The organism is Streptomyces sp. NPDC104581, from assembly GCF_055583685.1.
Genome location: NZ_JBVJNN010000012.1, coordinates 88,097 through 113,546 on the forward strand (window position 1 = coordinate 88,097; position 25,450 = coordinate 113,546).

General features: G+C 72.0%; 22 protein-coding genes and 1 pseudogene. 7 read left to right on the top strand and 16 right to left on the bottom strand.

Features of this window, described 5'->3' with window-relative positions; translation table 11 throughout:
* The first annotated feature begins 25 nt into the window (after positions 1–25).
* From thrS to nhaA, 5 genes and pseudogenes are all read left to right on the top strand, one after another.
* Positions 26–1,375, top strand: a complete 1,350-nt coding sequence (gene thrS / locus ACZ61E_RS12810; protein WP_469699637.1) for a threonine--tRNA ligase — start codon at positions 26–28, stop codon at positions 1,373–1,375.
* A 79-nt stretch (positions 1,376–1,454) separates the two neighbouring features.
* Complete coding sequence (locus tag ACZ61E_RS12815; protein ID WP_469699638.1) at positions 1,455–1,871, top strand: ATP-binding protein; 417 nt, start codon at positions 1,455–1,457, stop codon at positions 1,869–1,871.
* Between the two features lie 136 nt (positions 1,872–2,007).
* Complete coding sequence (locus ACZ61E_RS12820; protein ID WP_469699639.1) at positions 2,008–2,193, top strand: hypothetical protein; 186 nt, start codon at positions 2,008–2,010, stop codon at positions 2,191–2,193.
* Between the two features lie 397 nt (positions 2,194–2,590).
* A pseudogene (locus ACZ61E_RS12825) lies at positions 2,591–2,722 on the top strand (2OG-Fe(II) oxygenase); the annotation flags it as partial.
* A gap of 145 nt (positions 2,723–2,867) precedes the next feature.
* Positions 2,868–4,763: a Na+/H+ antiporter NhaA gene (gene nhaA, locus ACZ61E_RS12830; protein WP_469699640.1), complete on the top strand. Its 1,896-nt coding sequence runs from the start codon at positions 2,868–2,870 to the stop codon at positions 4,761–4,763.
* A gap of 33 nt (positions 4,764–4,796) precedes the next feature.
* Here nhaA and ACZ61E_RS12835 read toward each other — a convergent pair whose 3' ends face one another.
* Both ACZ61E_RS12835 and ACZ61E_RS12840 read right to left on the bottom strand, forming a co-directional pair.
* A complete protein-coding gene (locus ACZ61E_RS12835) occupies positions 4,797–5,840 on the bottom strand; it encodes a pyridoxal-phosphate dependent enzyme (RefSeq protein ID WP_469699641.1) in 1,044 nt (347 codons plus the stop codon).
* A gap of 128 nt (positions 5,841–5,968) precedes the next feature.
* Positions 5,969–6,418 (bottom strand): DNA-binding protein, encoded by a 450-nt coding sequence (locus tag ACZ61E_RS12840; RefSeq protein ID WP_469699642.1) that lies wholly within the window; start codon positions 6,416–6,418, stop codon positions 5,969–5,971.
* Positions 6,419–6,667: 249 nt separating this feature from the next.
* On the opposite strand from ACZ61E_RS12840, the gene ACZ61E_RS12845 reads away from it, so the two are divergent.
* Positions 6,668–7,009 carry a YkvA family protein gene (locus tag ACZ61E_RS12845; protein WP_469699733.1) on the top strand — a complete coding sequence of 114 codons (342 nt, stop codon included), beginning with the start codon at positions 6,668–6,670 and terminating at the stop codon, positions 7,007–7,009.
* Positions 7,010–7,032: 23 nt separating this feature from the next.
* Here ACZ61E_RS12845 and ACZ61E_RS12850 read toward each other — a convergent pair whose 3' ends face one another.
* The 14 genes from ACZ61E_RS12850 to ACZ61E_RS12915 form a co-directional block, all read right to left on the bottom strand.
* The gene (locus ACZ61E_RS12850) at positions 7,033–7,776 is read right to left on the bottom strand and encodes a carbonic anhydrase (protein WP_469699643.1); all 744 of its coding nucleotides are present in this window, start codon (positions 7,774–7,776) and stop codon (positions 7,033–7,035) included.
* Between the two features lie 270 nt (positions 7,777–8,046).
* On the bottom strand, positions 8,047–9,054 hold the full coding sequence (locus tag ACZ61E_RS12855; RefSeq protein WP_469699644.1) for a 1-aminocyclopropane-1-carboxylate deaminase: 1,008 nt from the start codon (positions 9,052–9,054) through the stop codon (positions 8,047–8,049).
* A gap of 23 nt (positions 9,055–9,077) precedes the next feature.
* Complete coding sequence (locus ACZ61E_RS12860; protein WP_469699646.1) at positions 9,078–9,755, bottom strand: GntR family transcriptional regulator; 678 nt, start codon at positions 9,753–9,755, stop codon at positions 9,078–9,080.
* A gap of 95 nt (positions 9,756–9,850) precedes the next feature.
* Positions 9,851–10,492, bottom strand: a complete 642-nt coding sequence (locus ACZ61E_RS12865) for an alpha-ketoglutarate-dependent dioxygenase AlkB (protein WP_469699647.1) — start codon at positions 10,490–10,492, stop codon at positions 9,851–9,853.
* An 81-nt stretch (positions 10,493–10,573) separates the two neighbouring features.
* Complete coding sequence (locus tag ACZ61E_RS12870; protein WP_469699649.1) at positions 10,574–11,533, bottom strand: esterase/lipase family protein; 960 nt, start codon at positions 11,531–11,533, stop codon at positions 10,574–10,576.
* Between the two features lie 282 nt (positions 11,534–11,815).
* Positions 11,816–13,108, bottom strand: a complete 1,293-nt coding sequence (locus ACZ61E_RS12875; RefSeq protein WP_469699650.1) for an acyl-CoA dehydrogenase family protein — start codon at positions 13,106–13,108, stop codon at positions 11,816–11,818.
* Between the two features lie 180 nt (positions 13,109–13,288).
* Complete coding sequence (locus ACZ61E_RS12880) at positions 13,289–13,747, bottom strand: RrF2 family transcriptional regulator (RefSeq protein ID WP_469699651.1); 459 nt, start codon at positions 13,745–13,747, stop codon at positions 13,289–13,291.
* Between the two features lie 64 nt (positions 13,748–13,811).
* A complete protein-coding gene (locus ACZ61E_RS12885; protein WP_469699652.1) occupies positions 13,812–15,155 on the bottom strand; it encodes an LLM class flavin-dependent oxidoreductase in 1,344 nt (447 codons plus the stop codon).
* Between the two features lie 80 nt (positions 15,156–15,235).
* Positions 15,236–15,739 (bottom strand): flavin reductase family protein, encoded by a 504-nt coding sequence (locus ACZ61E_RS12890; RefSeq protein ID WP_469699653.1) that lies wholly within the window; start codon positions 15,737–15,739, stop codon positions 15,236–15,238.
* A 328-nt stretch (positions 15,740–16,067) separates the two neighbouring features.
* Positions 16,068–17,288: an ROK family protein gene (locus tag ACZ61E_RS12895; protein ID WP_469699735.1), complete on the bottom strand. Its 1,221-nt coding sequence runs from the start codon at positions 17,286–17,288 to the stop codon at positions 16,068–16,070.
* 284 nt (positions 17,289–17,572) lie between these two features.
* Entirely contained in the window at positions 17,573–20,602 is a 3,030-nt protein-coding gene (locus ACZ61E_RS12900; RefSeq protein WP_469699654.1) for a carbohydrate binding domain-containing protein, read from the bottom strand.
* 193 nt (positions 20,603–20,795) lie between these two features.
* Positions 20,796–22,415 (bottom strand): SDR family oxidoreductase, encoded by a 1,620-nt coding sequence (locus ACZ61E_RS12905; RefSeq protein ID WP_469699656.1) that lies wholly within the window; start codon positions 22,413–22,415, stop codon positions 20,796–20,798.
* An 82-nt stretch (positions 22,416–22,497) separates the two neighbouring features.
* Positions 22,498–23,094, bottom strand: a complete 597-nt coding sequence (locus ACZ61E_RS12910; protein ID WP_469699658.1) for a hypothetical protein — start codon at positions 23,092–23,094, stop codon at positions 22,498–22,500.
* Positions 23,091–24,227, bottom strand: coding sequence for a DUF475 domain-containing protein (locus ACZ61E_RS12915; protein ID WP_469699660.1), 1,137 nt, complete (start codon positions 24,225–24,227; stop codon positions 23,091–23,093). Before ACZ61E_RS12915 ends, ACZ61E_RS12910 begins: the two co-directional genes overlap by 4 nt.
* Before the next feature lie 214 nt (positions 24,228–24,441).
* On the opposite strand from ACZ61E_RS12915, the gene ACZ61E_RS12920 reads away from it, so the two are divergent.
* A complete protein-coding gene (locus tag ACZ61E_RS12920) occupies positions 24,442–25,311 on the top strand; it encodes a SigB/SigF/SigG family RNA polymerase sigma factor (RefSeq protein ID WP_469699737.1) in 870 nt (289 codons plus the stop codon).
* Positions 25,312–25,450 lie beyond the last annotated feature (139 nt).

The window sequence follows — 25,450 nt, forward strand, 5'->3', positions numbered from 1 at the left end:
GAGTGTCCCGGCGCGCTGACCGATGATGCGGTTCGAAGCCCCGGGGCGAGTGCCCCGGGGCTTCGTCGCGTGGTCACTCGCTCCGCCGAGCGAGGAGACCACCATGCACGACCACCGCCGGCTCGGCCGCGAGCTGGGCCTGTTCGACACCGATCCGCTGATCGGCGCCGGGCTGCCGTACTGGCTTCCCGACGGCGCGACCGTACGGCACACCCTGGAGGAGTACATCCGCGGCGTGGAGCGGCGCGCGGGGTACCGGCACGTGTACTCACCGGTGCTGGCCAAGCGGGAGCTGTACGAGATGTCGGGGCACTGGTCGCACTACAGCGACGACATGTTCCCGCCGATGGAGCTGGGCGGGGAGCGGTTCGTACTGCGGCCGAGCCTCTGTCCGCACCATGCGCTGATCTTCCGGTCACGCGCCCGCAGCTACCGTGAACTGCCACTCCGGATCGCCGAGTTGGGTGCCATGTACCGCTCCGAGCTGTCCGGGGTGCTCGGCGGGCTGACCCGCGTACGCGCCATTCAGCTCAACGACGCGCACATCTTCTGCACCGTCGACCAGGTGGCGGACGAGGCGCGGGCGGCGCTGGAGCTGATCCGGCGGGCGTACGACGCGCTCGGTGTCCGACCGGCCCGTTTCCGGCTGTCCCTGCCGGGGCCCGGCGGGAAGTACGTCGCCGACCCCGCTCTGTGGGAGCGGTCCGCCGCGCTGCTGACCGAGGTACTCGACGGGGCGGGCGTGGCGTACGAGGCGGTGGAGGGCGAGGCGGCGTTCTACGGTCCGAAGATCGACGTACAGATCGCCGACGCGGCCGGACGTGAGTCGACCCTGTCGACCGTCCAGGTCGATTTCCACCAGCCCGAGCGGTTCGGTCTGCGCCACATCGGCGCCGACGGAGGCAGGCACCGGCCGGTGATGATCCACCGCAGTGTCATCGGCAGCGTGGAGCGGGCGGTCTCGCATCTCGTGGAGCGGCACGGCGGCGCCTTCCCCGGCTGGCTCGCACCCACCCAGCTCGTCTTCCTGCCCGTCTCCGACGCCGAACTCCCGCAGGCGCGCGCGCTCGTGGAGCGCTGCGCCGCGCGAGGGCTGCGGGCCGAGGTCTCGGGGCCGGAGCACGGCACCCTGGGCTCCCGCGTCCGGGCGGCCCGGCTGGTGCCGTACCAGGCGGTGATCGGGGCGAGGGAGGCCGCCGGGGGCTCCGTCGCGCTGCGCCTGCGGGACGGGCGGCGGTTCGACGCCCTGCCGGCCGTCGAACTCCTGGACCGGGTCGGGGCACTTGTCGGCGCGCACAGCACCGATCTCTGGGACGCGGGCAGGGTGGGAGACATGGCCGGGGGGCGGACGGGAGGGGCCGGGGGACGCGGATGATTCCACGGGCCTGAAGTAGGAGCGAGCGGGAACGCTTGGTCTGAAAGCGGTACAAGCGATGCACGTGAGGTGAACACGCATGAACGGCACGAGGATCACCGACGTGATGCCCGAACCGGGCGTGGTGCGAGGCGACAGTCCCGCGGGCATCCACGCGGCCCGCGACACCGCCAGGGCCTTCACGGGCGGCCTGACCCCGGCACCGGGCTCCGGCCTGGTCGACACCATCGTCCTGGTGGTGTCCGAGCTGGTCACCAACGCCCTGCGGCACGGCGGCGGCCGGTACACGCTCGAACTGTCCGCGGCGCCGGACTCGGTGACCGTGGCCGTGAGCGACCCGAACCCGGCGCCGCCGCGCGAGCGCGCCCCCGATCTCGACGGCGGTGGTGGCGGGTTCGGCTGGCACATGGTCCGCAGGCTGGCGGAGTGTCTGGCGATCATGCCGGGTCCGGGGCCCGGTCCCGGCAAGACGATCTACGCGGTACTGCCGCGGTAGTGCCCGGCGGGCGGCTTCCGCGCGGCACCGGGGCACGCCCGGCGGTTGCGCCCGGTCTCCGGTACTCGCCCGCGCCTTCGGGTGGCCGAGTGCGGCCGTCGTGTGTCCGGCTCATGATCTTGGGTATCCGGGTCCCATGTTGAAACACCGACGTATCCGGATCCTGGTGGTTCTGCTCGTGAGTTGGGCCGCGACGGCCGGGGTGGAGCGGTTCGGCGGTGAACTGCCCTGGCCGTCGGCCGTGGGGCAGGCGCTGCTGTGGGCGGTGCTGGTCGCGTTCGTCTGGTGGTTCGCCGAGTGGACCCAGGTGCGCCGACGCTGACAGGTCCACCGCCGGAGCGTCCCCGCCCGACAACCGGCCTTTCGCACACCGAGGGTGTGGATCCGGGCATCGCGTCCCACCAGCGCGCTGCAGGACGACGGGGAGCGGCTCCGGACGACCGTGGACACGGCCCGCCACCGGTTCGGGTCAGGGCAGTGCCGCTGCTTCACCCCTGAACTTCCCTGTCGGGTGCGGGAGTCGCGGTCCGCCTTCTGTGCCCGGCTGAGGCCCGGCACCGGGACGTGTTCGGTGCCATGGTCCTCCCGCTCAAGGTGGTCGTCGGTCTCGACGTGCCCGGAGAGGACTTCGGCGGCCGGGGAGTTCCTCCTGACCGAGCAAGCGTCCGCGTGCCCGGTCGCGCGGCTCGTCGGCCACCCGTTCCGCAGGACCACGGGCTGGTCTTCACCACCCGCGACGGCCTGTGCGCTCCGCGCGGGGCCGGTCGAACGCGCCCACGCACCACGGGGTCGGCACGGTGCGCACCGGTCGCCGCCACACGCTGGGGCTCGTCTTCCACGACGCCGCCTGAGCCGGGCGGGCGGTCGGCAGGCCGCGGTGGTAACGGCGGGTGCGGTCGTCCTGGCAGGGCGCACAAGGCGGCGTACGGCAAGAGCCCCCCGCCGACACACTCTCCGCTGTCGGGCCCACCCGCCCGGCGAGTGGAGAATCCTGGAATGACCGATTCATCCCCCGACGCCGACTACTCAGGGCAGACCCGGTGCGGCGGGCCGACGCGCACACCGTGGCGGGCGTTCCTGCGGACCGAGACCGGCAGTGCGGCCGTCCTGCTGGCCGCCGTGCTCGCCGCGCTGGCCTGGGCGAACGCCGACCTCACGGCGTACGAACGCTTCTGGCGGACGCATGTGGCGCTGTCGTTCGGCTCGCGGAGCCTGTCACTCGAACTGCGCGACTGGGTCAACAGCGGGCTGATGGCGGTGTTCTTCTTCGTCGTCGGCCTGGAGGCGCGCCGCGAGCGGGACATGGGCGAGCTGCGGGACGGACGGCGTATCGCGCTGCCCGTGTTCGTCGGGGTCAGCGGCATGCTCGTACCCGTCGGGATCTATCTCCTGGTCAACGCCGGGAACGGCACCGCCTACGGCTGGGGCGCCGCGATGTCCACGGACACCGCCTTCGCCCTCGGCATGCTGGCGCTGCTGGGCAGGCGCCTGCCCACCGGTCTGCGGACGTTCGTCCTGGCCGTGACCGTCGTCGACGACTTCGTGGCTCTCGGCGTCATCACCTTCGCCTACAGCGAGAGCGTCGCGCCCGTCGCGCTGCTGGTGGCCCTCGGCGTCCTCGGTGTGATCGTGGCGCTGCGCTACGCGGGGGTGCGCCGGGGCGCCTGGTACGTGCCGCCGGCCGTCGCGGCATGGGTGGCGCTGCTGGAGTCCGGTGTCGATCCCGTCGTCGTCGGACTGGTGATGGGCCTGCTCACCTCCGCGTACCCCGCCGCCCGCGGTGATCTGGAGCGCGCCACCGGACTGTTCCGCCGGTTCAGGGAGCAGCCGACGCCGGAGCTCGAACGTTCCGCGCGGCTCGGGCTGGCGTCGGCCATCTCGCCCAACGACCGGCTGCTGCGGATGTACCACCCGTGGTCCAGTTATGTGATCGTGCCGGTGTTCGCGCTGGCCAACGCCGGGATCAGGATCACGCCGGACGAGCTCTCGCGGGCCTTCACCTCGCCGGTCACGCTGGGCATCGTGTGCGCGTTCGTCGTGGGCAAGCCGGTCGCGGTGCTCACCGCCTCCTGGCTGGCCTCCCGCCTCAGCGGCGGCCGGCTGCGTCCCCCGGTCGGCTGGGGCGCCGTCACCGCCGGCGGGACGATCGCGGGTGCCGGGTTCACCGTGTCGCTGCTGATCGCCACCCTCGCCTTCGACGGCGATCATCTGGAGGAGGCGAAGATCGGCACGCTGACGGCGCTGCTCGGCGCGTTCACGGTGACCTGGGCCGTCAGCGCGGTGATCGGGCTGCTGCCGAGACGGCGCCGTAACCGGGCCCTGCTGGGCACCGCCGAGTCGATCGTCGACCTCGCGGTCCCGGTCGACTCCGAACGCGACAAGATCCGCGGCCCGTTGGAGGCGCCGGTGACAGTCGTGGAGTACGGCGACTTCGACTGCCCCTACTGCGGGAAGGCCGAGCCGGTCATCCGGGAACTGCTGGCAGATTTCGGCGACGTGCGCTACGTCTGGCGGCACATGCCGCTCACCGATGTGCACCCCGGGGCGATGCTCGGCGCCGAGGCGTCGGAGGCGGCGTACGACCAGGGCGCCTTCTGGGAGATGCACGATCTGCTGCTCGCGCACGAGGGCACGCTGCGGTTCGCGGACGCGCTGGGTCTCGCCTCCGGCCTCGGGCTGGACACCGAGCGCTTCGAGCGGCACCTGCGCCGCCACAAGGGCGCGGCGCGGGTCGCCGACGACGTGGACTCCGCCGATCTGAGCGGGGTGTCGGGGACGCCGACCTTCTTCGTCAACGGGCGGCGCCACCACGGGGCTTACGACATCGGCACTCTCTCGGCGGCGGTGCGCACGGCCCGGCAGCGGGCCGCGCTCGCCGAACCGGAGGCGTGATCCACGACGCGGTCCACCGCGTCCGACGGCCTCTCACCGCGGCCGGTCGGCCACCGTCGGTGAGGGCTCCCAGGTGCTCAACGGGTCGCCGTCCACGGCGAGTTCGGCCGCCGCCCGTTCGAGGGCCTGCCGGTGGCCGAAGAGGCCGGGCAGGCCGCCCGAGTGCAGGAAGACCGTACGCCGGCCCGGTGTGATGTCGCCGGCCCCGACCGCGGCGGCCAGTCCGGCCATCGCCCGGCCGGTGTAGACGGGGTCGAGCACCATGCCCTCGGTGCGCGCCGCCAGCGTGAGGGCGGTCATGACGGGCTCGGTGAGCGCGGAGTAGCCGGATCCGACCTGGTCGGGTCGGATCCGCAGGGACTCGGGCGGGCAGTGCGTTCCGGTGAGCCCGGAGACCAGCTGCGAGACGACGCGGCCGGGCTCGGCGACGGCACCGACGTCGACGCCCAGTACCCGCTCGGCTCCCAGTTCCGCGACGAGTCCGGCCATGGTGCCGCCGGAGCCGAGGGCGACCACGACGGTCGCCAGGTCGGCTGCCTGCGTGCGGAGTTCCCGGCCGCACTCGGCATAGCCGCGGGCGCCGAGCACGCTGGAGCCACCGAAGGGGACCAGCGCGGGGACGGCGCCCCGGTCCCGCAGCGTGCCCGCCACGTGCCGGGCGATGGAGGCGAGTTCGTCCTTGCCGACATCACCGGCCCAGACCACCCGCGCGCCGAACAGACCGTCGAGCGTGAGATTGCCCGACTCGGACGCACCGGCGTCGCCGGCCAGGACGAGAACGACGTCCAGTCCGAGCCGGGCGCCCGCCGCCGCGGTGAGTCGCGCGTGGTTGCTCTGCGGCGCCCCGGTCGTCACCAGCACCGTGGCGCCGTCGGCCAGCGCCGCCCCACAGGTCCATTCCAGCTTGCGCACCTTGTTGCCACCGCCGCCGAGACCGACGAGGTCGTCGCGTTTGACCCAGAGGTCGTTGGCGCCGAGGCCGAGCGCGCCGGCCAGCCGCGGCATCGGTTCGAGCGGGGTCGGCCAACTGCCGAGGAGAGCGCGGGGCGGCTGCCCGTCGTCCGAGGTGATCACCATGGCTCTACTCTGCCCGCCGGCTCGCCCGCTCACCGCGTACGACGTGCCGCCGGCCCACCGTGTCCCCGCTCCCCGCGCCCGCGGCGGATGACCGGCGGGTGAGCACCCCGGGTGGCCGTCGCCCGGTTCTACTCGGCGTCCTGATCCCCGGCCGTGCGCCCGGCCAGCCGTTCGTAGCGCTGGCGGGCTGCCTGCGGGGTGCCGAGACCGAGGCCGAAGGAGATCTCCTGCCAGGTCATGCCCCGGCCACGCGCCATCTGGAGGAGCCCCGCCTCCAGTTCGTCCATGTCCCCGCGGGCGCGCGGCACCAGGCTCAGGGCGGCGGTGATGTCGGCGTGGTCCACCTCCGGCTCACCCGCTTCCGGCTTCGCCGCCCCGCTGAGCAGGAAGGACACGAGCCTGACGGCTTCGTGCGGGGCGATCACGGACGGGTGCGTCTGCCGGCGGCGCTGGGCCTCCGTGGCCGCGTGCCGCTCGGCGATACGGAACAGGGACGCGTGCACGCGGTGCGCACGGGCCCGGTCGGGGTGAGGTGCGGTGAAGGGGTCGGAGGGGCGCCGGCCGGAAGTCGATGACATGCGGGCAAGCATGGTCCGGCACACACGAGGATGTCAACAGATCATGTTGAACGAATTGTTCAACTCCGGGTCGGTGCACTTCGCCGGGTCCCCGGGACCGCCGGCGGACACGCGTTGCGAGAGACTCGGCGGACGGCTCCGGAGAGGGGGCGGCGCGGTGAAGCCGCTCAATTCGTTCGGTGGAGCGTCCCGTTGCGGGAACACGCTCCGGGAGAGGGAAGGCCCTCGCCCCAGGAGGCCATGGAAACGATGGACGTCAACCTCACGGTCGCCCTCGTCGTCGCCGCCGTCGCGGTGGTGGCGATGCTGGCCACGACGATCGTCCTGTTCGTCAGGGTCTTCCGGGCCCGTGCGCTGCTGCGCGAGGCCGGGATACCGCTGACGAACCGCGCCGCGTACTGGGGCGCCCTCATCTATGTGGTGAGCCCCGTGGACCTGCTGCCCGACCCCGTCTACCTCGACGACATCGGGGTCCTGCTGCTCGCCCTGCGGTCCCTGCACGCGGCGTCGGCCGGGGCGGCGGGGCGGGGCCGTGAACGCAAGGGATCGCGGACGAGTGGCACTCGTCCGCGCTCCCTCGACGCACCGTGAGGAACCCCTGGGTTCCGGCCGGGTCAGCTGATGCGGTGCACCAGCTGGGTGTTCAGCTCATAGCGCGCGCCGACGATCTGAAGCTCACCCGCGGCCACCTTGGCGGCGAGGTCGGGCTCGGCCGCCAGGCGGGAACGGACCAGGTTGACCTGGGCGCTGACCGTGGCGTCGACCCGCGCGTCGCCCTCCTGCGAGTGGTCGATCGCGGGCTTGATCTCGTCGGCTATGTACTGGAGGGAGGCGGGCAGGTGCGCGCCCGTCTCATCCGCGTGGACGGCGGCGGCGACGGCCCCGCACGACTGGTGCCCGAGGACCACGATCAGCGGGACACCGAGTTCGAGAACGCCGTAGGTGGCGCTGCCGAGTACGGCGTCGTCCAGGACCTCACCGGCGGAGCGGACGGTCATGAGGTCGCCGAGCCCCTGGTCGAAGACCAGCTCCGGCGGGACGCGGGAGTCGATGCAGCCGAGTATCACGGCGAAGGGTGTCTGGCCGGAGACGAGAGACTGCCGCAGGCTCTGGGACTCGTGCGGGTGCTGCTGGTTGAGGTTGCGCCAGCGACGGTTGCCGGCGGAGAGTTCCGCCAGCGCGGCGGCGGGGGTACTGGGCCTGGGACGTGTCGCGGACTGCCGGGGGGCGGCCCCCGCCGACGTGGCGCCGGCGACGAGTCCGCCGCCGGCGGCTGTGGCGACCGCCGCGGTGGCGACGGAGGCGCGGAGCAGTGCGCGGCGGCTGGTCGCCACCGGCATCTGAGCATGCGTGGTCATTTTCACGCACGGACGTTAACTCCCGTAACATTAAAGAACTTTCATGCAGGCGAAGTCTTGGCTGCTCCTTGAATATCCCTTGGCCATAGATGAGCCGAGTGTGACCACTGCCGATCACTCCGCGACGTCCGGCGATGGCCGTAGAGCACTGTCACGACGCCTGCGCGTGATGGCGTGGGGGCGCCGAACCACGCCTGTGGCAACGGGAGTTCATACCCCGTACATCGCCCGTTCAACTGGCCGCGGCGGGCGGTGCGCGGTGGGCGGCGCTCAGCGGATGACACCGCTGTAGGCGTTGAGGGCGGGCTGCCCGCCGAGATGCGCGTACAGCACGTTCGACGTCGCCGGGATGTCCCCGGCGCGGACGAGATCGATCAGCCCGGCCATCGACTTCCCCTCGTACACCGGGTCGATGATCATGCCCTCCAGCCGGCCCGTGAGCCGGATGGCGTCGAGCGTGGACTCGACCGGAACGCCGTACAGATCCCCGGCCCAGCCCTCCAGGACGGTGATCTCGTCGTCTCCCAGGTCCCGTCCCAGCCGGATGAGTTCGGCGGTGGCGCGGGCGATCCTGGCGACCTGCGCGCGGGTCTCGCCGATCCTGGCCGAGGCGTCGATGCCCAGGATCCTGCGGGGGCGGTCCTGTCCCGCGAAACCCGCGATCATGCCCGCGTGCGTACTGCCGGTGACGCTGCACACCACGATCGTGTCGAAGAAGACGCCCAGCTCCCGCTCCTGAATCGCCACCTCCCGCGCCCAGTTGGCGAAGCCGAGTCCGCCGAGCGGATGGTCCGAGGCACCCGCCGGGATCGCGTAAGGAGTACCGCCCCGGGCCTCGACGTCGGCCAGCGCCCGGTGCCAGCTGTCCTTGGCGCCGATGCCGAACCCGGCATCGACCAGACGTATTTCGGCGCCCATGACACGGGACAGCAGGATGTTGCCGACCTTGTCGTTGACGGCGTCCGGCCAGTCGACCCAGCTCTCCTGGACCAGGACCGCCTTCAGCCCGAGGCGGGCGGCGACGGCGGCGACCTGCCGTGTGTGGTTGGACTGGATGCCGCCGATGGTCACCAGGGTGTCGGCTCCCCGCGCGAGGGCGTCGGGGACCAGATACTCCAGCTTGCGGGTCTTGTTCCCGCCGTACGCGAGACCGCTGTTGCAGTCCTCGCGCTTGGCCCAGATACGGGCGCCGCCGAGATGGCCGGAGAGACGGTCCAGCGGATGGACGGGGCTCGGGCCGAAGAGGAGGGGGTGGCGCGGGAAACGGTCGAGGGACATCTCGGGCTCCTTGGGGCTCGGGGTCAGTCGTCGCCGTCCTCGACGGCCAGCGTGTCGAGAAGCGGGGCGAGCGTCTGCCAGTTGGCGCGGGTGGCCGCCGCGGCTCCCTCCACGTCACCGGCGGCACACAGCTCGATGATCCGGTCGTGCTGGGCGACCGAGCCCCGGCCGCTCAGCGAGGAGAAGCGCACCCGCTCGACACGGCGCAGCACCGGTGTGAACTGTTCGAGTACGGCGCGCAGCGCCTGGTTCGCGGCGGCGGTGACGGCGACGCCGTGGAACGCGTCGTCGGCGGCCAGCGCCGCGTCCACGTCGTTCGCGGCAAGGGCGCCGGCGAAGCGGTCGTTGGCGGCGCGCATGGCGTCGAGTTCGGCCGCCGAGAGGTTGGGGAGCGCTTCCCGGACGGCCAGTTCGTGCATGGCGGCGGTGACGGACTGCGCGCCGCGCGCCGCTCTGAGGTCGAGCGGGCTGACGATCGTGTAGCGGCCCGGCTTGGTCCGTACGAGGCCGGTCTGCTCCAGGCGCGCCAGCGCCTCCCGGATGGGGGTGCGGCTGATCCCCAGCCACTCCACGAGATCGCTGTCGTTGAGCCGCTCCCCCGGAGTGAGTGTGCCGTCGACGATCGCGTCCCTGAGCGCCTGGTAGGCGTTCTCCCGCAGGAGTGATCTGGAGACGAGCCCTCGGCCCTGGGGTACCGGCATGCAATATATTGCACATCACCAAGCCCGACGCGTCAAGGCCGTGACGGATTTCCCGGACGCTCGGGCCCGTTGGCGCGACGGGGCCTCCGGGTCGCTCAGCGCACACCGCGCGGACGGAACTGGACGCTGATGCGCGCGCCCACCGCCCGCGCGGTCTTGGGGACGGCGTGCTCCCAGGTGCGCTGGCAGGAGCCGCCCATCACGATGAGGTCGCCGTGCCCGAGCGGTCTGCGGACGACGGAACCGTGCCGGTGCCGAGGCCGCAGCACCAGATCCCGGGGCGCGCCGACCGACAGGATCGCGACCATGGTGTCCTCGCTCGAACCCCGGCCCGTCCGGTCGCCGTGCCAGGCGACCCCGTCGCGGCCGTCCCGGTAGTAGCAGAGTCCGGCGGTCGCGAAGGGCTCGCCCAGTTCGCCGGCGTAGTACGCGCTCAGGGCGTCGCGCGCCTCGTCCAGGACCGGGTGCGGGAGGGCGTCCGGCGTGCCGTCGCGCTCCCCGTAGAAGGCGAGCAGCCTCGGGACCGCCACCTCCCGCTCGTACATCCGCCGGCGCTCGGCCCGCCACGGCACGCCGGAGGCCAGCTCCTCGTGCAGCGCGTCGGCCCCGGCGAGCCAGCCGGGGAGGAGATCGATCCAGGCCCCGTCACCCAGGACGGTCCGCCGGACACCGGTCAGCGGACCGAGCCGGATCTCGTCGGCCTGGTCGAAGAGCGACCCCTGCGCGTGTGCTGCCATACGCCCAGCATAACCACACGTTCGAACATATGGGCGATTCGTTCGCAGTCCACGCCGTGCCCCGGCCGGCGGTGTCCCGGCTCAGCTCAGGCAGTTCGCCGGGCGGGTGTTCGCCGGGTCGAGGGCGTTGAGGACCAGCCGGTACATGACCGGGCTGTACGCAATGCCCAGATGCGCGCTCATGTCCGCCGGACACGCGTCCTGGAGATCCAGATTCTCCACCGGGGCGTCGGGGCCCGCCGCGAGGTACTGCTGACGGTAGGGGGTGACCACCTCGTCGGTGCGCGTGACGACGGTCGTGTAGCGGACACCGGGCACGGTGTCTCCCCCGGCGTCCAGCCGCGCGTTGACGTCGGACCCGATCGTCTGGTCCTTCGCCGCCAGCCCGGCCATCTGCGCGGCCGGGTCCAGCACGCGCAGCGACCTGGCCAGGGACGCCATGCCCGACGCCGTGGTGCCGTGGTTGCTCGGGGCGATGCCCACCAGGCGGTGGGTCTTCGCCGCGCCGCCCTCGGACTTCAGGTACCAGCGCGGCAGCAGGCCACCGCCCTGCGAGTGCCCGACCAGATCGACCTTCTCGGCGCCGGTGGCGTCCAGGACCTTGTCGACGAAGGCGGCCACCTCCTTGGCGGACTCCGGGACATGGCCCCTCCCCTTGAACACGTCACCGTCGGGCGCTCCGAAGTTGAGGGCGTAGACGCAGTGGCCGGCCCGCTTCAGCACGGGTGACAGCCCTTGCCAGTTGGCGTACGCGTTGGCCCAGGTGCCGTGGATCAGCACGACGGGCCTCGGGTGCGCGGCACCGGGCCGACAGGCCCAGTCGTTGGCGCCGGACGGGGATCTCTCGGGGTCGGTCCGCGAGCGGGCGAACGCGGTGGAGAAGTCCGCCAGGCCGCCGTTGGGGGCGAGCGCCGACGCGTGGGCCGAGTCCGCCGTGACGGAGACGGAAAAGGAGGACGAGGACGAGGACGAGGGCGCCGCCGCCGCGACGGCGATCGCCACGGATCCGGCCAGCGCGGCGGCGGCGTGTCTGAGCTTCAACAGGGCTCCCAGGGGTGCGGCCCCCGCTCGGCCCCGTACGGGTCCCGGCTCCGGCTCGGGAGTTCGGGGACGCCGCGCCGGAGACAGGGGGGCGTCTATCGATGACGCCCGCCATCCGACCCCATCCGGACCCGCGCCGGCGGGATTGCCCCATCGGTGGGCGCGGAGCGCGGGCCGGCACGCGCGGTGCGTCCCCGTACGTCCCGTGCACGGCCTCGCCGGCCGGGACCGGCACGTCGGCTTGCCCGGCGGCGTGCCGGTGCGAACCGGAGCGTGCCGACCCTACGTACGCGCGGTGAAGGGCGGGTGCGTTCCGTTGAGGTAGTGGTCGCCGATGTCGCGCAGGCGGTGCGTGGGTGAGCTCCGCGCGGTCAGCGCGCGGGCGTTGCGCCAGAACCTGTCGAGCGCCGGGCCGCCGTCGAACGACGCCGCCGCTCCGGTGAGTTCGAGGATCCGCGTGGTGATGTCGACCGCGGATCTGCTGGTGACGGCCTCGGCCGCCGCGACGAGGACGGCGATCTCGGCGCGCTGGTCCATGCCGAGGTCGCGCCCGGTGGCCAGGCCCTGTTCCAGGGCGTCGGTCGCGCGTTCCACGACGGCGGCGGCGGTGTGCGCGGCGGTCGCCAACTCCCCGTACGCGAGCAGGAGATACGGATCGCCGCTGGGCCGTACGGCGTAGCTGGTGGCGCCCGTGGCCCCGGAGCGCGGTGCGGGCAGCACCGCCCGGCTGACGTCGCGGGCCTCGGCGAGGGCGCCCTCGGCGATGCCCAGGGCGACATGGCCGAGGACGAGGCGCAGGGCGAGCGGCGCGAGCGCGGTGTACGCGGAGACCGCGTGCTCGTCACGTGGCGTGGCGCCGAGGATGTGGCCCGCGTCCACGGGCACGTCGTCGAAGTGGACGCTGCCCGCGCCGGTGAGCCGCTGGCCGATGCGGTCGTCGTCGGTGCCGGTGAGCACACCGGGGTGGTCCGGGTCCACCAGCGCGATCAGCAGTTCGCCCGTCTGTGTGGAGGTCGCTCCGACGACCAGACGGTCGGCGACACCGACCCCCGCGGGGACGGTCCTGCGGCCGTTGAGGAGATGGCCAGGGCCGGCCGGGGAGAGGGTGAGTCCGGGCCCGTTCTCCGGGTCCGGCAGGTCGGTGCCGCCGCCGAGGAGCAGCCCCTCGGCCGCGGGGTCCCGGTGCCCGGCCGGGTCGTCCGCGGGGCCGAAGAAGCGGCCGCTCCAGGACAGTACGTAGTGGCGGGCGACGAGTTCGCCGATGGAGCCGTCGGCCGCCGAGATCTCGCGGATGACGGTCGTCGCGGTGCGCCAGCCGGCGCCGCCCCCGCCCCCGGCCGCGCCGGAAGGCGTACCGGTCCGGCCGAGGGAGGCGGGTGGCGTCAGGAGCGCGGGCAGTCCGGCTTCACTCAGCCGGGCCACCTCGTCGTAGGGCGGTTTCCCGGCCCGGTCGCGGGCGATCGCGTCGGCGGCGAGGTCGTCGGCCACCTCCCGCGTGACGCGCCGCCACATCGCGTGGTCGACCGCGGGGGGCTTGCGCGGGGCAGCGGTTCGGACCACGGGTTTCGTCGGCACGGCGCCGGCCACCTCCAACATCCCTATGTTTCCCACTGGATTGGTAGGAATCTTGGCACGGAGTCGCCCGCGGCCCAAGGGCGTGTTCATATGGTGGACCCGTGTCCCGGCCTGCGGACCGGGCCTGCGGAACCGGGTCCGGCCCGCTGTCCGCTCCCGTCCCTCCCCCTCCCCGCCCCGTCAGGGGTTCGTCCACGCCTCCGGGTCCGACGCGAGGGCGGACACGTCGTCCGGCAGCCCGGCCGAGGCCACGTCCGCCAGCGTCACCACGTCCAGAATCCTGCGGACGTTCGCCCGCACCGCGATCCACAGCGGCAGCAGCGACTCGGCGGACCCGCTGTAGGAGAGTTCCGGCGGACGGACTCCGCGTACCGAGACGAGAGGTCCGTCCACCGCCCGGATGACATCGGCGACCGTGATGGTGTCCGCGGCCCTGGCCAGCCGGTAACCGCCGTTGCCGCCGCGCCGGCTCACCACGAGCCCGCCGCGGCGCATGTCGTTGAGGATGCCTTCCAGGAACTTGTGCGGGATGTCCTGGGCGGCGGCGATCGCCTCCGCCTTCAGGGGGGCGTCGCCCGGGGACGTGGTGAGTTCCAGCGCGGCGCGTACCGCATAGTCCGCTCTGGCTGAAATGCGCATGTGCGCAGTATCGCGTACGGCTGCGCCCCGGAGGGTGTCCGGTGCGCCTCCCCGCCCCCACCGCTCAGCCGCCCACCGGGTCGAACAGCCGGTTGGCCGGGCGCGCCAGTCCGTAGTGCTCGCGCAGCGTCGTACCGGTGTACTCGGTACGGAACAGGCCGCGCTCCTGGAGGATGGGCACGACCTGGTCGACGAACACCTCCAGACCGGAGGGGAGCAGCGCCGGCATGATGTTGAAGCCGTCGGCCGCGCCGCTGTCGTACCAGTGCTCGATGGTGTCGGCGACCTGCTCCGCCGTGCCCGCGAAGGTGCGGTGCCCCCGACCGCCGCCGAGCCTGCCGATGAGCTGACGTACTGTCAGGCGCTCGCGTCTGCCCAGCTCCACGACCAGGGTGAAGCGGCTCTTGGCACCCTGGATCTCGTCCTCGGTGGGGATGTCGTCGGGCAGTTCCTCGTCGAGGACCAGTCGCCCGGCGGGCACGCCGAGGAAGTTCGCCAGCTGACGCCGGGCGTACTCGGGGACGATGTGCCGGTCCAGCTCCGCGTCCAGCGCCAGGGCGTCGGCCTCGGTGTCCCCGATGACCGGCACGATCCCCGGCAGGATCTTGATGCCGTCCGGGTCGCGCCCGAGGGCCACGGCGCGCCGCTTGACGTCCTGGTAGAAGGCGACACCCTCGTCCAGGGTCTGCTGCGCGGTGAACACGGCCTCCGCGTAGCGCGCGGCGAAGTCCTTGCCGTCCTCGCTGGACCCGGCCTGCACGAGAAGGGGGTGGCCCTGCGGGGAGCGGCTCACGTTCAGCGGCCCGTCGACGCGGAAGTGGGGGCCGCGGTGTTCGATCCGGCGGACGCGTTCGGCGAGGGCGTACAGACCGCGCGCCTTGTCGGCCACCACCGCGTCGTCGGCCCAGCTGTCCCACAGCTTGGTGGCCACGTCGATGAACTCGGCCGCCCGCACATAGCGCTCGTGGTGCGGCGGGGTGTCCTCCAGACCGAAATTGCGGGCGGCGTCGGCGCCCGCCGTGGTGACGATGTTCCAGCCGGCTCGGCCGCCCGAGACATGGTCGAGGGAGGCGAACCTGCGGGCGAGGTTGTACGGCTCGTTGTAGCTGGTGGAGGCGGTGGCGATGAGGCCGATCCGGCTGGTGACGCCGGCCAGCGCGGTCAGCAGCACGGTGGGTTCGAGGATGCTGGCGGGCCGGCGGCCCGGGTCGCCGTACAGGGCGGGGCCGTCGGCGAGGAAGAGCGAGTCGAGTCTGCCGCGTTCGGCGATGCGGGCGAGGTTCTTGTAGTGCTCGACGTCCGTGCCGTCGCCCGGACTCCGCGGGAGCCGCCAGGCGGCCTCGTGGTGGCCCGCGGTCATCAGGAAGGCGTTGAGGTGCAGGGGCTTGCGGTCCGGCTCGCGTGACATGGGTCTTCATCTCCTGGTGCGGGGGCGGAGGGTGCGGTGTGGCGGGCTGCGTGCGGTGGCGGGGGCTGTGGCGCGATGCGTCAGAGGGCGAGGTAGCGGCCGTCGTGGAACAGCAGCGGTCGCCGTCCCTCGTCGTGCGCGGCCTCCTCGACGCGGCCCACGACGATCCGGTGGTCACCGGCGGCGACGATCTGCTGGACGCTCAGCCGCAGCCAGCCCGCCACACCGTCGAGTACGGGCTCCCCCTCCGGCAGCCGCCGCCAGGCCGTCGGCGCGGCGAACCTGTCGACACCACTGGTGGCGAACGTCCGTGCCAGCGGCTCCTGTTCGGCGCCGAGGAAGTTGACGACGGCGGAGGAGGCGCGCTCGATCGTCGGCCAGGACGAGCCGGTGAGGGCGATACCGAACGACACGAGGGGCGGGGAGAGGGAAAGCGACGTGAGCGAGGTGGCGGTGAAACCGACGGGACCGTGGCCGGCGTCCGCGGTGACCACGACCACCCCCGCCGGATATCGGCGGAACACTTTCCTGAAGCGCTCCGGGGCGATACCCGGAGCGGGATGCGACGACACGGTGACAGTCAATGTCTCCCCCAGGGAAGAGAGGTGGAAGCAGCGGAGAAGGGCATGCGGCGGTGAGGTACGGAGCCGTGGGGCGACCAGGGTCTACGCGGTCCGGGGCGCGCGTGGCGGGCCGGACGTGATCGCCGGTGAATTCATCGGGCGGACCGTGGCGCGAGGAGAATTCAGGCGCGACAACAGGGGCAGGGCATGTGACGCGGAATCCGCTGCCGAATGGTCATGAATTGATTGTCCTGCGCATGTACCGGACGGGTCAACAATGCAACTTCCTGAATTAACTCGAAGCGATCGGCTCGAAGGGGCCCGCCGGCCGGGAGCGGTCGCCCACCCGTCAGGACACGTGCGTCAGCGCGGGCCAGGGGCCCAGCGGATCGGCGTACAGGGCACCGAGCGCCACGGCCGCCCCCGCCGTGGCCAGCACGCGGCCGGTGAAACTACTCGCCACGACGGCCTGTTCGGGGTCGTCGCAGACCTGGGAACGTCTCGCGACCTCCGTCCGCAGCTCCTCCAGGCAGTGCGGAAGCAGCCCGGTGCCCGGCTCGACCACCACCACGACCTCGGGGTCGAACATGTCCAGCAGCAGTGCCACGGCCCGGCCGGTGAGCCGGGCCCTGCGGCGGAACAGCGCGAGCGCGCGGCGCTCCCCCGCCACCGCGCGTGCCAGCAGGGCGGGGAACGTCGCGACGGGGTGGCCCTGTTCGGCCGCGAGCCGCACCATCGCCTGCTCGGAGACCTCCGATTCGAGGCTGCCGTCACCGCCGACCGGCAGGTGCGCGATGCTTCCCGCGCCGTGCCGGGGTCCGAGGTGCACCTCTCCGGCGGTGGTGAACGCGGCGTCCACCACGGCTCCGACGAACAGCAGGACGGCGCTCCCGCGCGTCGCCACCTCGCCGACCAGTTGCTCGGCCCGCGCCAACGCCCGTGCGTGGCTGTCCACATGGACCGGCAGCCCGGTCGCTTCGCTGAGGTGGTCCCGTACGGCCACGTCGCGCCAGCCCAGTTGGTGATGGCGCACGACCACCCCCGCGCCGGGGTCCACCCGGTGGCCGGTGGCCACGCCCAGGGCCAGCAGCGAACGGCCGCCCGCGTGCGCCGCGACGAGGCGGGGCAGCCGCTCGGCGAGCGAGTCCAGCACGGCGTCCGGCCGTGGCCGGGCGCCCCGGTGCGGGCGCCGGTCCTCGGCCACGATCCGGCCGCGCAGATCCATCAGGGAGAGCGTCGAGTTGGTGACGGCGATGTGCGCGCCGGCCACCAGATGGCGGCCGGTGTCGATGTCCACGGGTACGTGCGGCCGGCCGAGACCGCGCGGCCCGGTGGTCTCCGGGCTCTCCCGGATCAGCCCACGGGCCAGCAGGTGCGCGCTGTGCCCGGTGACGGACGCCGGGGACAGCCCGGTGAGGCGTGCGACGGTGCTGCGGGCGACCGGGCCGTGGTCGAGGACGGCGTTCAGCACGGTCCTGGTGCCCGGCGGGCGGCGTGGCGCCGCGGTGCCGGGCGGGATGTCCGCGCGGCGCAGGGGGGTGGGTCGGCGAGGGGCGGGGACCGGCGGCATCTTCACGGGTGTCTTCCAGATCCTGGACGGCAGCGGCGGCGACCCCGGGGACGGGTCCCGCCGGGGGTCGGCCGATCGCGTGGGCGCTGTGATGTCAGCCCTGGTGACACGCCGCGGAGCAGACGCGCTTGAGATCGATGTGATCTCTCGTCGTCAGGTGCGCGGCTCGCTGCATGCCGCGCAACGTAACCGCGCGAGCCGGACGGGGTCAATCACCGGCCGCATCCTGGACGGGGACGGCTGTGCCCGGGCAGGGCGGGTGTTCGCCCCGCCCGGGCGCGCGCTCACTTCAGATAGGGACCGGCGGTGCCGATCCTGCCCGGTGCCGCGTTCGCGCCGCCGAGGTCGAGGACGTACACGCGCAGATTGCCCTTGCCGGGCGCCGCCACGTCGAGCGTGCCGCCCGTCACCGTGCGGGTGTCGCCGGTGACGGCGTCCCGGTAGGTGCCGTTCGGGATCCCGGTGTACCTCGCCGCGCCGGTGACCGTCACCAGGGCGAAGCTGTCGGTTCCCGAGGCGGCGTCGGTGTAGCGGCGCTTGAAGGCCATCTGGCCGGTGATGCCCTCGGTCGAGTACTGGCCCATCTGGAGGGCCGGCACGCTCCGCCGGATCTCACCCAGCCGCTGGAGATGTCTGACGAGCGGCTGGGCCAGGGTCGTGGCGACCTGGCCGGTGGCGGAGTCGGCCCTGCCGAACCCGGACGCCTTGACCTCGCCGGCCAGATGGTCGCCGAAGTAGGCGCGGCCGGTGGTCGCGAGCGGGCAGGAGGGGCCGCAGTCGATCCTCTTGCCCTTCTGGAACTCGATCTCCGATCCGTAGTAGAGGGTGGGGATGCCGCGGAAGGTCCACATCAGGGACATGTTCTCGGCCCAGGCGTCGGTGCCGCCGGTGTAGCGTTCGGCGCTCTTGTTGGGGCCGTAGTCATGGCTGTCCACATAGACGACGTTGTAGGTCGCGTCGTTGACGGAGTCGTCGGAGTCCTTGCCGTTGTGGAAGGCGTTGCCGGCGTCACCGAAGTTCATGTGCATGCGCATGTCGATGATGTTCATTCCGGAGAACCGGCTGCGATCGGGGGTGTGGTAGGCGTTGCCGTCGAGGAACGCGTTGGTGGAGGTGGGCTGTGCGGCGACGCCGGCCTGGTTCTCGTACTCGTACATCTCCAGTGCGGCCTTCGCGTCGTCCGCGGCGTACTCCTTGCGCTCCTTCCAGGTGAAGAACTGCGCGGAGTGGTTGACCGATCCCCGGTTCCACTTGTCGTTGACGAACGCGCCGACCTCGCCGAAGACGAAGAAGTTGCTGGCCGCCCCGGCACCGTGTTTCCGCGTGACGCGCTCCTGGATGGCGGGCAGGAAGCGGCGGTTGAAGGTGGTGCGCGGAATGTGCACGGCGGTGTCGACACGGAAGCCGTCCACGCCCATGTCGATGTACTTGTCGTAGGCGCCGATCAGATAGTTCTGGACGGGCGCGGACTCGGTGTTGAGGTCGGCGAGGTCGTCGTGCAGCCAGCAGGAGCGGGAGTCCTCGCCCTCCCAGTTCCCGAGCCAGCAGTTGTGGTAGTACGCCTTCGGGAACATGCCCGACGTGGGGCTGGGCCACTGGCAGTTGTAGATGCGGTAGCCCTCGGGCGAGGTGTGCTGCGTGGGCTTGCCCCAGTTGACGCACGTGTTGCCGGACGGTTCGGCCGTGGACCAGAGGTCGCCGTTGTAGTAGGACTTCCCGGACTTGGGCTCGACGGTGAGGCCGTCGTACTCGAAGCCGTCGCTCCGCTCGTCGTAGTACCAGGACCAGTCCTGGTCCCGGACGCCGTAGACCGTCGGGGTGTAGAGGCCCTTGGCGCCCCAGCGCGAGGAGTGGTTGTAGACGACGTCCTGGTAGATCTTCATGCCCTTGGCGTGGGCCGCGTTGATGAGGTCCTGGTAGGAGGCGCCGGCGGACTCCAGTCGCGGGTCGACCCGGTAGAAGTCGTATCCGTGGTAGCCGTGGTAGTCGTAGTCGGAGCGGTTGAGGACGACGGGGGTGATCCAGATCGCGGACATGCCGAGGGCTTTGATGTAGTCGAGTTTGTCGACGAGCCCTCTGAAGTCACCCCGGAACATGGGGTCGTTGTTGGCGGCGTTGCCGGACTTCACGTGCTGGCTGCCGCCCCGGTTGTTGCCCGGGTCGCCGTCGTTGAAGCGGCCGGTGAGGACGAAGTAGATGGGGTCCTTGCGCGGGTCGGTGCCCAGGGGCTTTCCGGGCTCGGCGGCGGGTGGCCGGTCGCCGGTGGTGGCCTCGGCGGCGGTGGACGCCGCGGAGAGGTTGCCGGCCGCGTCGGCCGCCCTGACGGTGTAGCGGTAGGTGGTCCGTTCCTCCAGGTCCGTGTCGGAGAGCACCGTCGACGCGACGTCGGTGACCAGCGTGCCCTTCGTGCCGCCGGTGCGGGTGACCTGATACTTCGTCACCCCCCGGTCGTCGTGCGACGGTTCCCAGGTGACGACGGTGGCGACGCCGTCCGCCGTGGCGGTGACCCTCCCGGGCACGGTCGGTGCCCGGGTGTCCGGTGGCTCGGCCGCGCAGGGGTCGGCGGCGTCCTTGGTGACGCTGCCGTTCCTGACGGTGCTGAGCCCGGCCGGGACGGTGTAGTTGCTGCCGTTGTTGTTGTCCCAGACGCCGTTGCCGTTGTTGAACGTGGCGAGCATCGCGGTGGCGGTGCCGAGATCCACTGCCCTGCGCACCCAGCCGGTGCAGGCGGGCTCCATGCCGACGCCGGGGACCGGGGTCCAGGCGCCGCCGTCGGGCCGGTAGTGCAGATTGGTGGTGGTCCAGCCGACGTCGGTGGTGGCGTAGTAGACGTCCGCCGTGTTGCCCCCGCCCGGGTCGGGATCCGGTCCGGTGCCGGCGCACGGGTCGCTGTGGGCCACCACGCCGTCCTTGACGGTGATGTTCCCACTGCCCAGGTCGTAGTTCCTCCCGGCGTTGTTGTCCCAGACGCCGGCTCCGTCGTTGAAGGTGGCCTTGAGTCCGGGCGCGGCGCCGAGGGTGACCGTCTTCTTCACCCAGTCCGTGCAGGCGGCCTCCATCCGGACGCCGGGCACGGTCGTCCAGGTGCCGCCGTCCGGGGCGTAATGGAGGTTGTACGCCGGCCAGTTCTTGGTCTTGGTGTAGTAGAAGACCGTCGCCGTGGTCTCGGCGGCGGCGACGGGCGTCGGTGCCGTGTCCCCGCTGTCGGGTACGGCGCTGAGCAGGCCCAGCAGACCGATCGTGGCGGTCGCCGCGGCCAAGGGGCGTCTGAACCGGTGAGGTCGGGGGCGGGCCGGGTGCAAGTCGCGCGTCATCCAGGACTCCTGCGGAGAGATGCCGCGGTCACCACCGCGGCGGCCGGGACCCTGACGCGCCTCAGGGGTCGGCTGAACAGCACGGTCCGGCATGGAAGTTGTGCCGGAATGTTGCTGCAAGCTCTTGCGGGAAGGAAGTTACCGCCGCACGGCGGGCCCGTAAAGCCTTCGCGCGGGGGTGGCCCGGGGCCGTCTACCGGGCCTGCCCGGCGGCCGTCCCGCCGGCGGTCTCCGGACGGGCGGTTCGCGCGGCCCGCGCGATATTGCGCGCCATCCCGCCGAACACGACGGTGTGGAACGGCGCGACGCTCCACCAGTACACATGTCCCGGCAACCCGCGCGGATGGAACACGGCGCGCTGCCGGTAACGGGTGGGGCCGCTCGCGCCGCCTTCGACGCGCATCTCCAGCCAGGCGAGCCCCGGCAGCCGCATCTCCGCGCGCAGCCGCAGCAGCCGGCCCGGTTCGATCTCCTCGACACGCCAGAAGTCCAGCGAGTCCCCGACCCGCAGATGTGCGGCGTCCCGGCGCCCCCGGCGCAGTCCGACGCCGCCGACAAGGCGGTCCAGCCAGCCCCGTACGGCCCAGGCCAGCGGGAAGGAGTACCAGCCGTTGTCGCCGCCGATGCCCTCGATGACCCGCCACAGCGCCTCGGGGCCCGCTTCGACGGTCAGTTCGCGGTCGTCGGTGTAGAGGCTGCCGCCCGCCCAGTCGGGATCCGTCGGCAGCGGATCGCTCGGCGCGCCCGGCACGGCCGCGGAGGACCAGCGGGTGGAGACCTGGGCGTCCTGGATCCGTTTGAGGGCCAGACGCAGCGCCTCCTCGAAGCCGATGGGCCGGCCGGGGAGGTCGGGCACATGGCGGGCGATGTCGTGCTCGTGGCAGACCACTTCGTGCCGCAGCGACTCGGCGAGCGGCCGGGCGATCGACCGGGGTACGGGGGTGACCAGCCCGATCCAGTGGCTGGAGAGGGTCGGTGTGAGGACGGGTACGGGCATGATCAGCCGGCGCCGCAGTCCGGCGACGGCGGCGTAGGTCTGCATCATGTCGAGATAGGTGAGGACGTCGGGGCCGCCGATGTCGAAGGAACGGTCCACATCGGCGGGCATCCGCGCGCCGGCGACCAGGTAGCGCAGGACGTCCCGGACGGCGATCGGCTGGATACGGCTGCGCACCCAGCTCGGCGTGACCATCACCGGGAGGCGTTCGGTGAGGTAGCGCAGCATCTCGAAGGACGCCGAGCCGGACCCGATGATGACGGCGGCGCGCAGCACGGTGGTGGGGACCGGTGAGTCGAGCAGGATGTGTCCGACCTCGGCGCGGGAGCGCAGATGGGGTGAGAGCTCCCGCTCCGGTACACCGGCCGGGGTGAGGCCGCCGAGATAGACGATGCGGCGGACGCCCGCCGCGTGGGCCTGTTCGGCGAAGATCCTGGCGGCCTCGCGGTCGGTCCGTTCGAAACCGGCTCCGGTGCCGAGCGCGTGGACGAGGTAGTAGGCGACGTCGATGCCCCGCATGGCGTCGCGGACGGATTCGGGGTCGGTGACATCGCCCCGGACGGACTCGACCCGGCCGGCCCAGGGGTGGTCGCGCAGTTTCCCGGGTGTACGGGCGAGGCAGCGCACCCGGTGTCCGGCGTCCAGCAGTTCCGGAACGAGCCGGCCGCCGATGTAGCCGGTGGCGCCGGTGACCAGACAGTGGAGCGCGGGCGCCTCGTCCGTACCGCTCGCCGCGCCGTCGCGCACGGCGTCCGAGCCGTTCGCCTCGGCACCGTTCCCCGCGCCCCTGCCGTTCGCCGCGTCACCGTTCGTCATGCAGTCCTCCGTCGGCCGTGTGCGTCGCGTCCACCATGCCCCGTTACCCCGTCCTCCGCCCGTCCGGTGGCCGCGACCGTTCCTACCAGGGCAGGAACGCGGTCGCCGTGGCCGCGCCGAGCGAGGCACCCGCCGCCGTCTGGGCGATCGAGTGGTAGCCGAGCCGCACCCGGGACCAGCACACGGCCACGACCAGACCGTACGCCGCGAGCCACCGCGGATCGTGGACGGCGGCGAGCATGGCGACGACGGCGGAGGCCACCGCGGAGTCGACGCTGATCTTCCACACGGTGTTCACCGCCAGCAGGAGGACGGTCATCGCCCACAGCGCGGTCATCGCGATCAGGATGCCGGGGGGCGCCCCTCCCGCGATCATGGCCAGCGCGCCCGTGCCGATCGAGCCGAGGATCACGAGGAAGATCGGCGCCCGCTGGGTCCGGTCCACGACATGCCGGTCGCCCCATCTGCCGCGCCCGCGCTCCCACTCGATGTACGCGGCCGGCACCACCCCGGCGCACAGCGCGCCCAGCAGGCCCCAGGGCACGCCGGTCCAGTCGCCCGCCGCCGCGGCGCCTATGCCGACCATCCCGGCGAGCAGGGCGTTGCGGGGCTGGAGCACGTCGGTGGTCCGGCGCGCGGCCGTCGTGGTCGTGTACGACTGCCGGGGCGTGCCGCTCATGCGGCGTCCGAGGCGCGCGCCGTGCCCGCCGCGATGCGCCGGTTGCGCCGGACCGACGACCAGAAGGACGCAGCGATCAGGACGACTCCGACGAGGCCGGTGATGATCTCGCTGATCTGGTACTGGATGGTGACGAGCAGGATCACGGCGAGCGCGCCGATCGCGTAGTGCGCGCCGTGCTCCAGATAGACGTAGTCGTCGAGGGTGCCCTGGCGGACGAGGTAGACGGTCAGCGACCTGACGTACAGCGCCCCGATGCCGAGACCGAGCGCCATCAGGACGATGTCGTTGGTGATGGCGAACGCGCCGATCACACCGTCGAAGGAGAAGGAGGCGTCGATGACCTCCAGGTAGAGGAACATGAAGAACGCGGCCTTGCCGGTGACGGCGACGGCCGAGGGACCGCCCTTGCCGCCGCGCCCGGACGCCGCCCGCGCCTGCGCCTCCTTCTCCGCCTGCGCCTCCTCCTCGTCGGCGAGGCGGTTCTCGAAGTAGCTGGAGAGTCCGCCGACGATCAGATAGGTGACCAGGCCGGCGAGTCCGGCGGTGAGCACCGTCTGGGCCTTGTCCGCGTGTGCTCCGCCGTGCTGGTGGGCGTGGGTCGCCACGGTCATCGAGGCGACGAGCAGCACGATCAGCGCGAGGCAGACGGAGAGCATCTCGACCCGGCCGAGCCTGGCCAGCGGGCGTTCGATCCGGCCCAGCCACTTGATCTCGCGGTCGTCGAAGACGAAGTTGAGGAAGATCATCAGCAGGAACATGCCGCCGAAGGCGGCGATCGACGGGTGGGCGTCGGTGACCAGTTGCTGGTAGCGGTCCTTGTCGTTGACGGCCAGCTCCACCGCCTTGACGGGGCTGAGCTTGGCGGTGACGGCGACGATGACGACGGGAAAGGCGAGTCTCATGCCGAAGACGGCGATGAGTACACCGATCGTGAGGAAGATCTTCTGCCAGAAGGCACTCATCTTCTTCAGGATCCCGGCGTTGATCACCGCGTTGTCGAAGGACAGCGAGACCTCCAGCACGGTCAGGATCGCGACGACCCCGAGTGCGGCCCAGCCGTCATAGAACACCGCCGCCGCCAGGCCGAGCGCGGTGAAACCGAACGCCCAGCCGAAAGTTCTCAGTACCACGACTCACCACGCCTTCCGCCGACATGCTAGGCGATCTTCGGCCAGGCATCCCGTTAGAGAAACTGATTCCGGGCAACACTTGCCAGGCGGCAACTATTAGGCCACCGTAGGACCGGACGGGTCCTCTCAGGCAGTGGCAACGCGGCAGAGCGCCCACATCAGCGAAGGCGATGACGTAACGATGAGTACGCACTCCCCCACCACTCCGGCCCTCATGGGCTCCGGAGCGGTCAATACCCGTACGGAAACGGACACACCGGCGGACGGGCTTCCGTGGATCGAGGACACGGGGAAGGTGTCCCCCAGGGACGCACGGGCGCTGTCCAAACTCTTCTTCGACCGGCTCCAGGAGCTCGAAGAGGGCACACCGGAGTACCAGTACACCCGCAACACCCTGATCGAGATGAACCAGTCCCTGGTCAGATACGCGGCGCGGCGCTTCCGTAATCTGGGCAACGGCGACATGGAGGACATCCTCCAGGTCGGCACGATCGGCCTGATCAAGGCCATCGACCGATTCGACCTCTCCCGCGAGGTGGAGTTCAGCTCCTTCGCGGTGCCCTACATCCACGGGGAGATCAAGCGGTTCTTCCGGGACACCACCTGGGCCGTCCATGTGCCGCGCAGACTCCAGGAGTTGCGTACGGAGCTGACCCGGGCCCAGGACGAGCTGAGCGACAGACTGGGCCGCGGGCCCACCGTGGCGGAGCTGGCCGGGCATCTGGGGCTGACCGAGGCGGAGGTCATCGACGGCCGGGTGGCGGCCAACGGCTACACCGCCGGTTCGCTCGACCTGTCGGCCGACGGCGGGGACGACGCCCCCGTCGCCGCCGGCGGGCGTGTCTTCGCCGACACGTTCGGCGCCTGCGACCCGGCCATGGAACTCATCGAGGACTTCCACGCGCTGGCACCGCTGCTGGGGCGGCTCGACGAACGCGACCGCGGAATCGTCGAGATGCGTTTCGGGCGGGAGATGACGCAGTCGGAGATCGGCGCCGCACTGGGTGTGTCACAGATGCACGTGTCCCGGCTGCTCTCGCGCATCCTGAGCACCCTGCGCACGGGCATGCTCGCCGAGGAGTGAGTCACGGCCGATCCTGATCAGCGGGGTGGGGGGGGGGGGGGGGGGGGGGGGGGGAAGGGGGGGGGGGGGGGTGGGGGGGTGGGGGGAGGCGCCCGGGAGGGGGGGGGGGGGGGTGGGGGGGTGTGATTTCTTTCGTTCC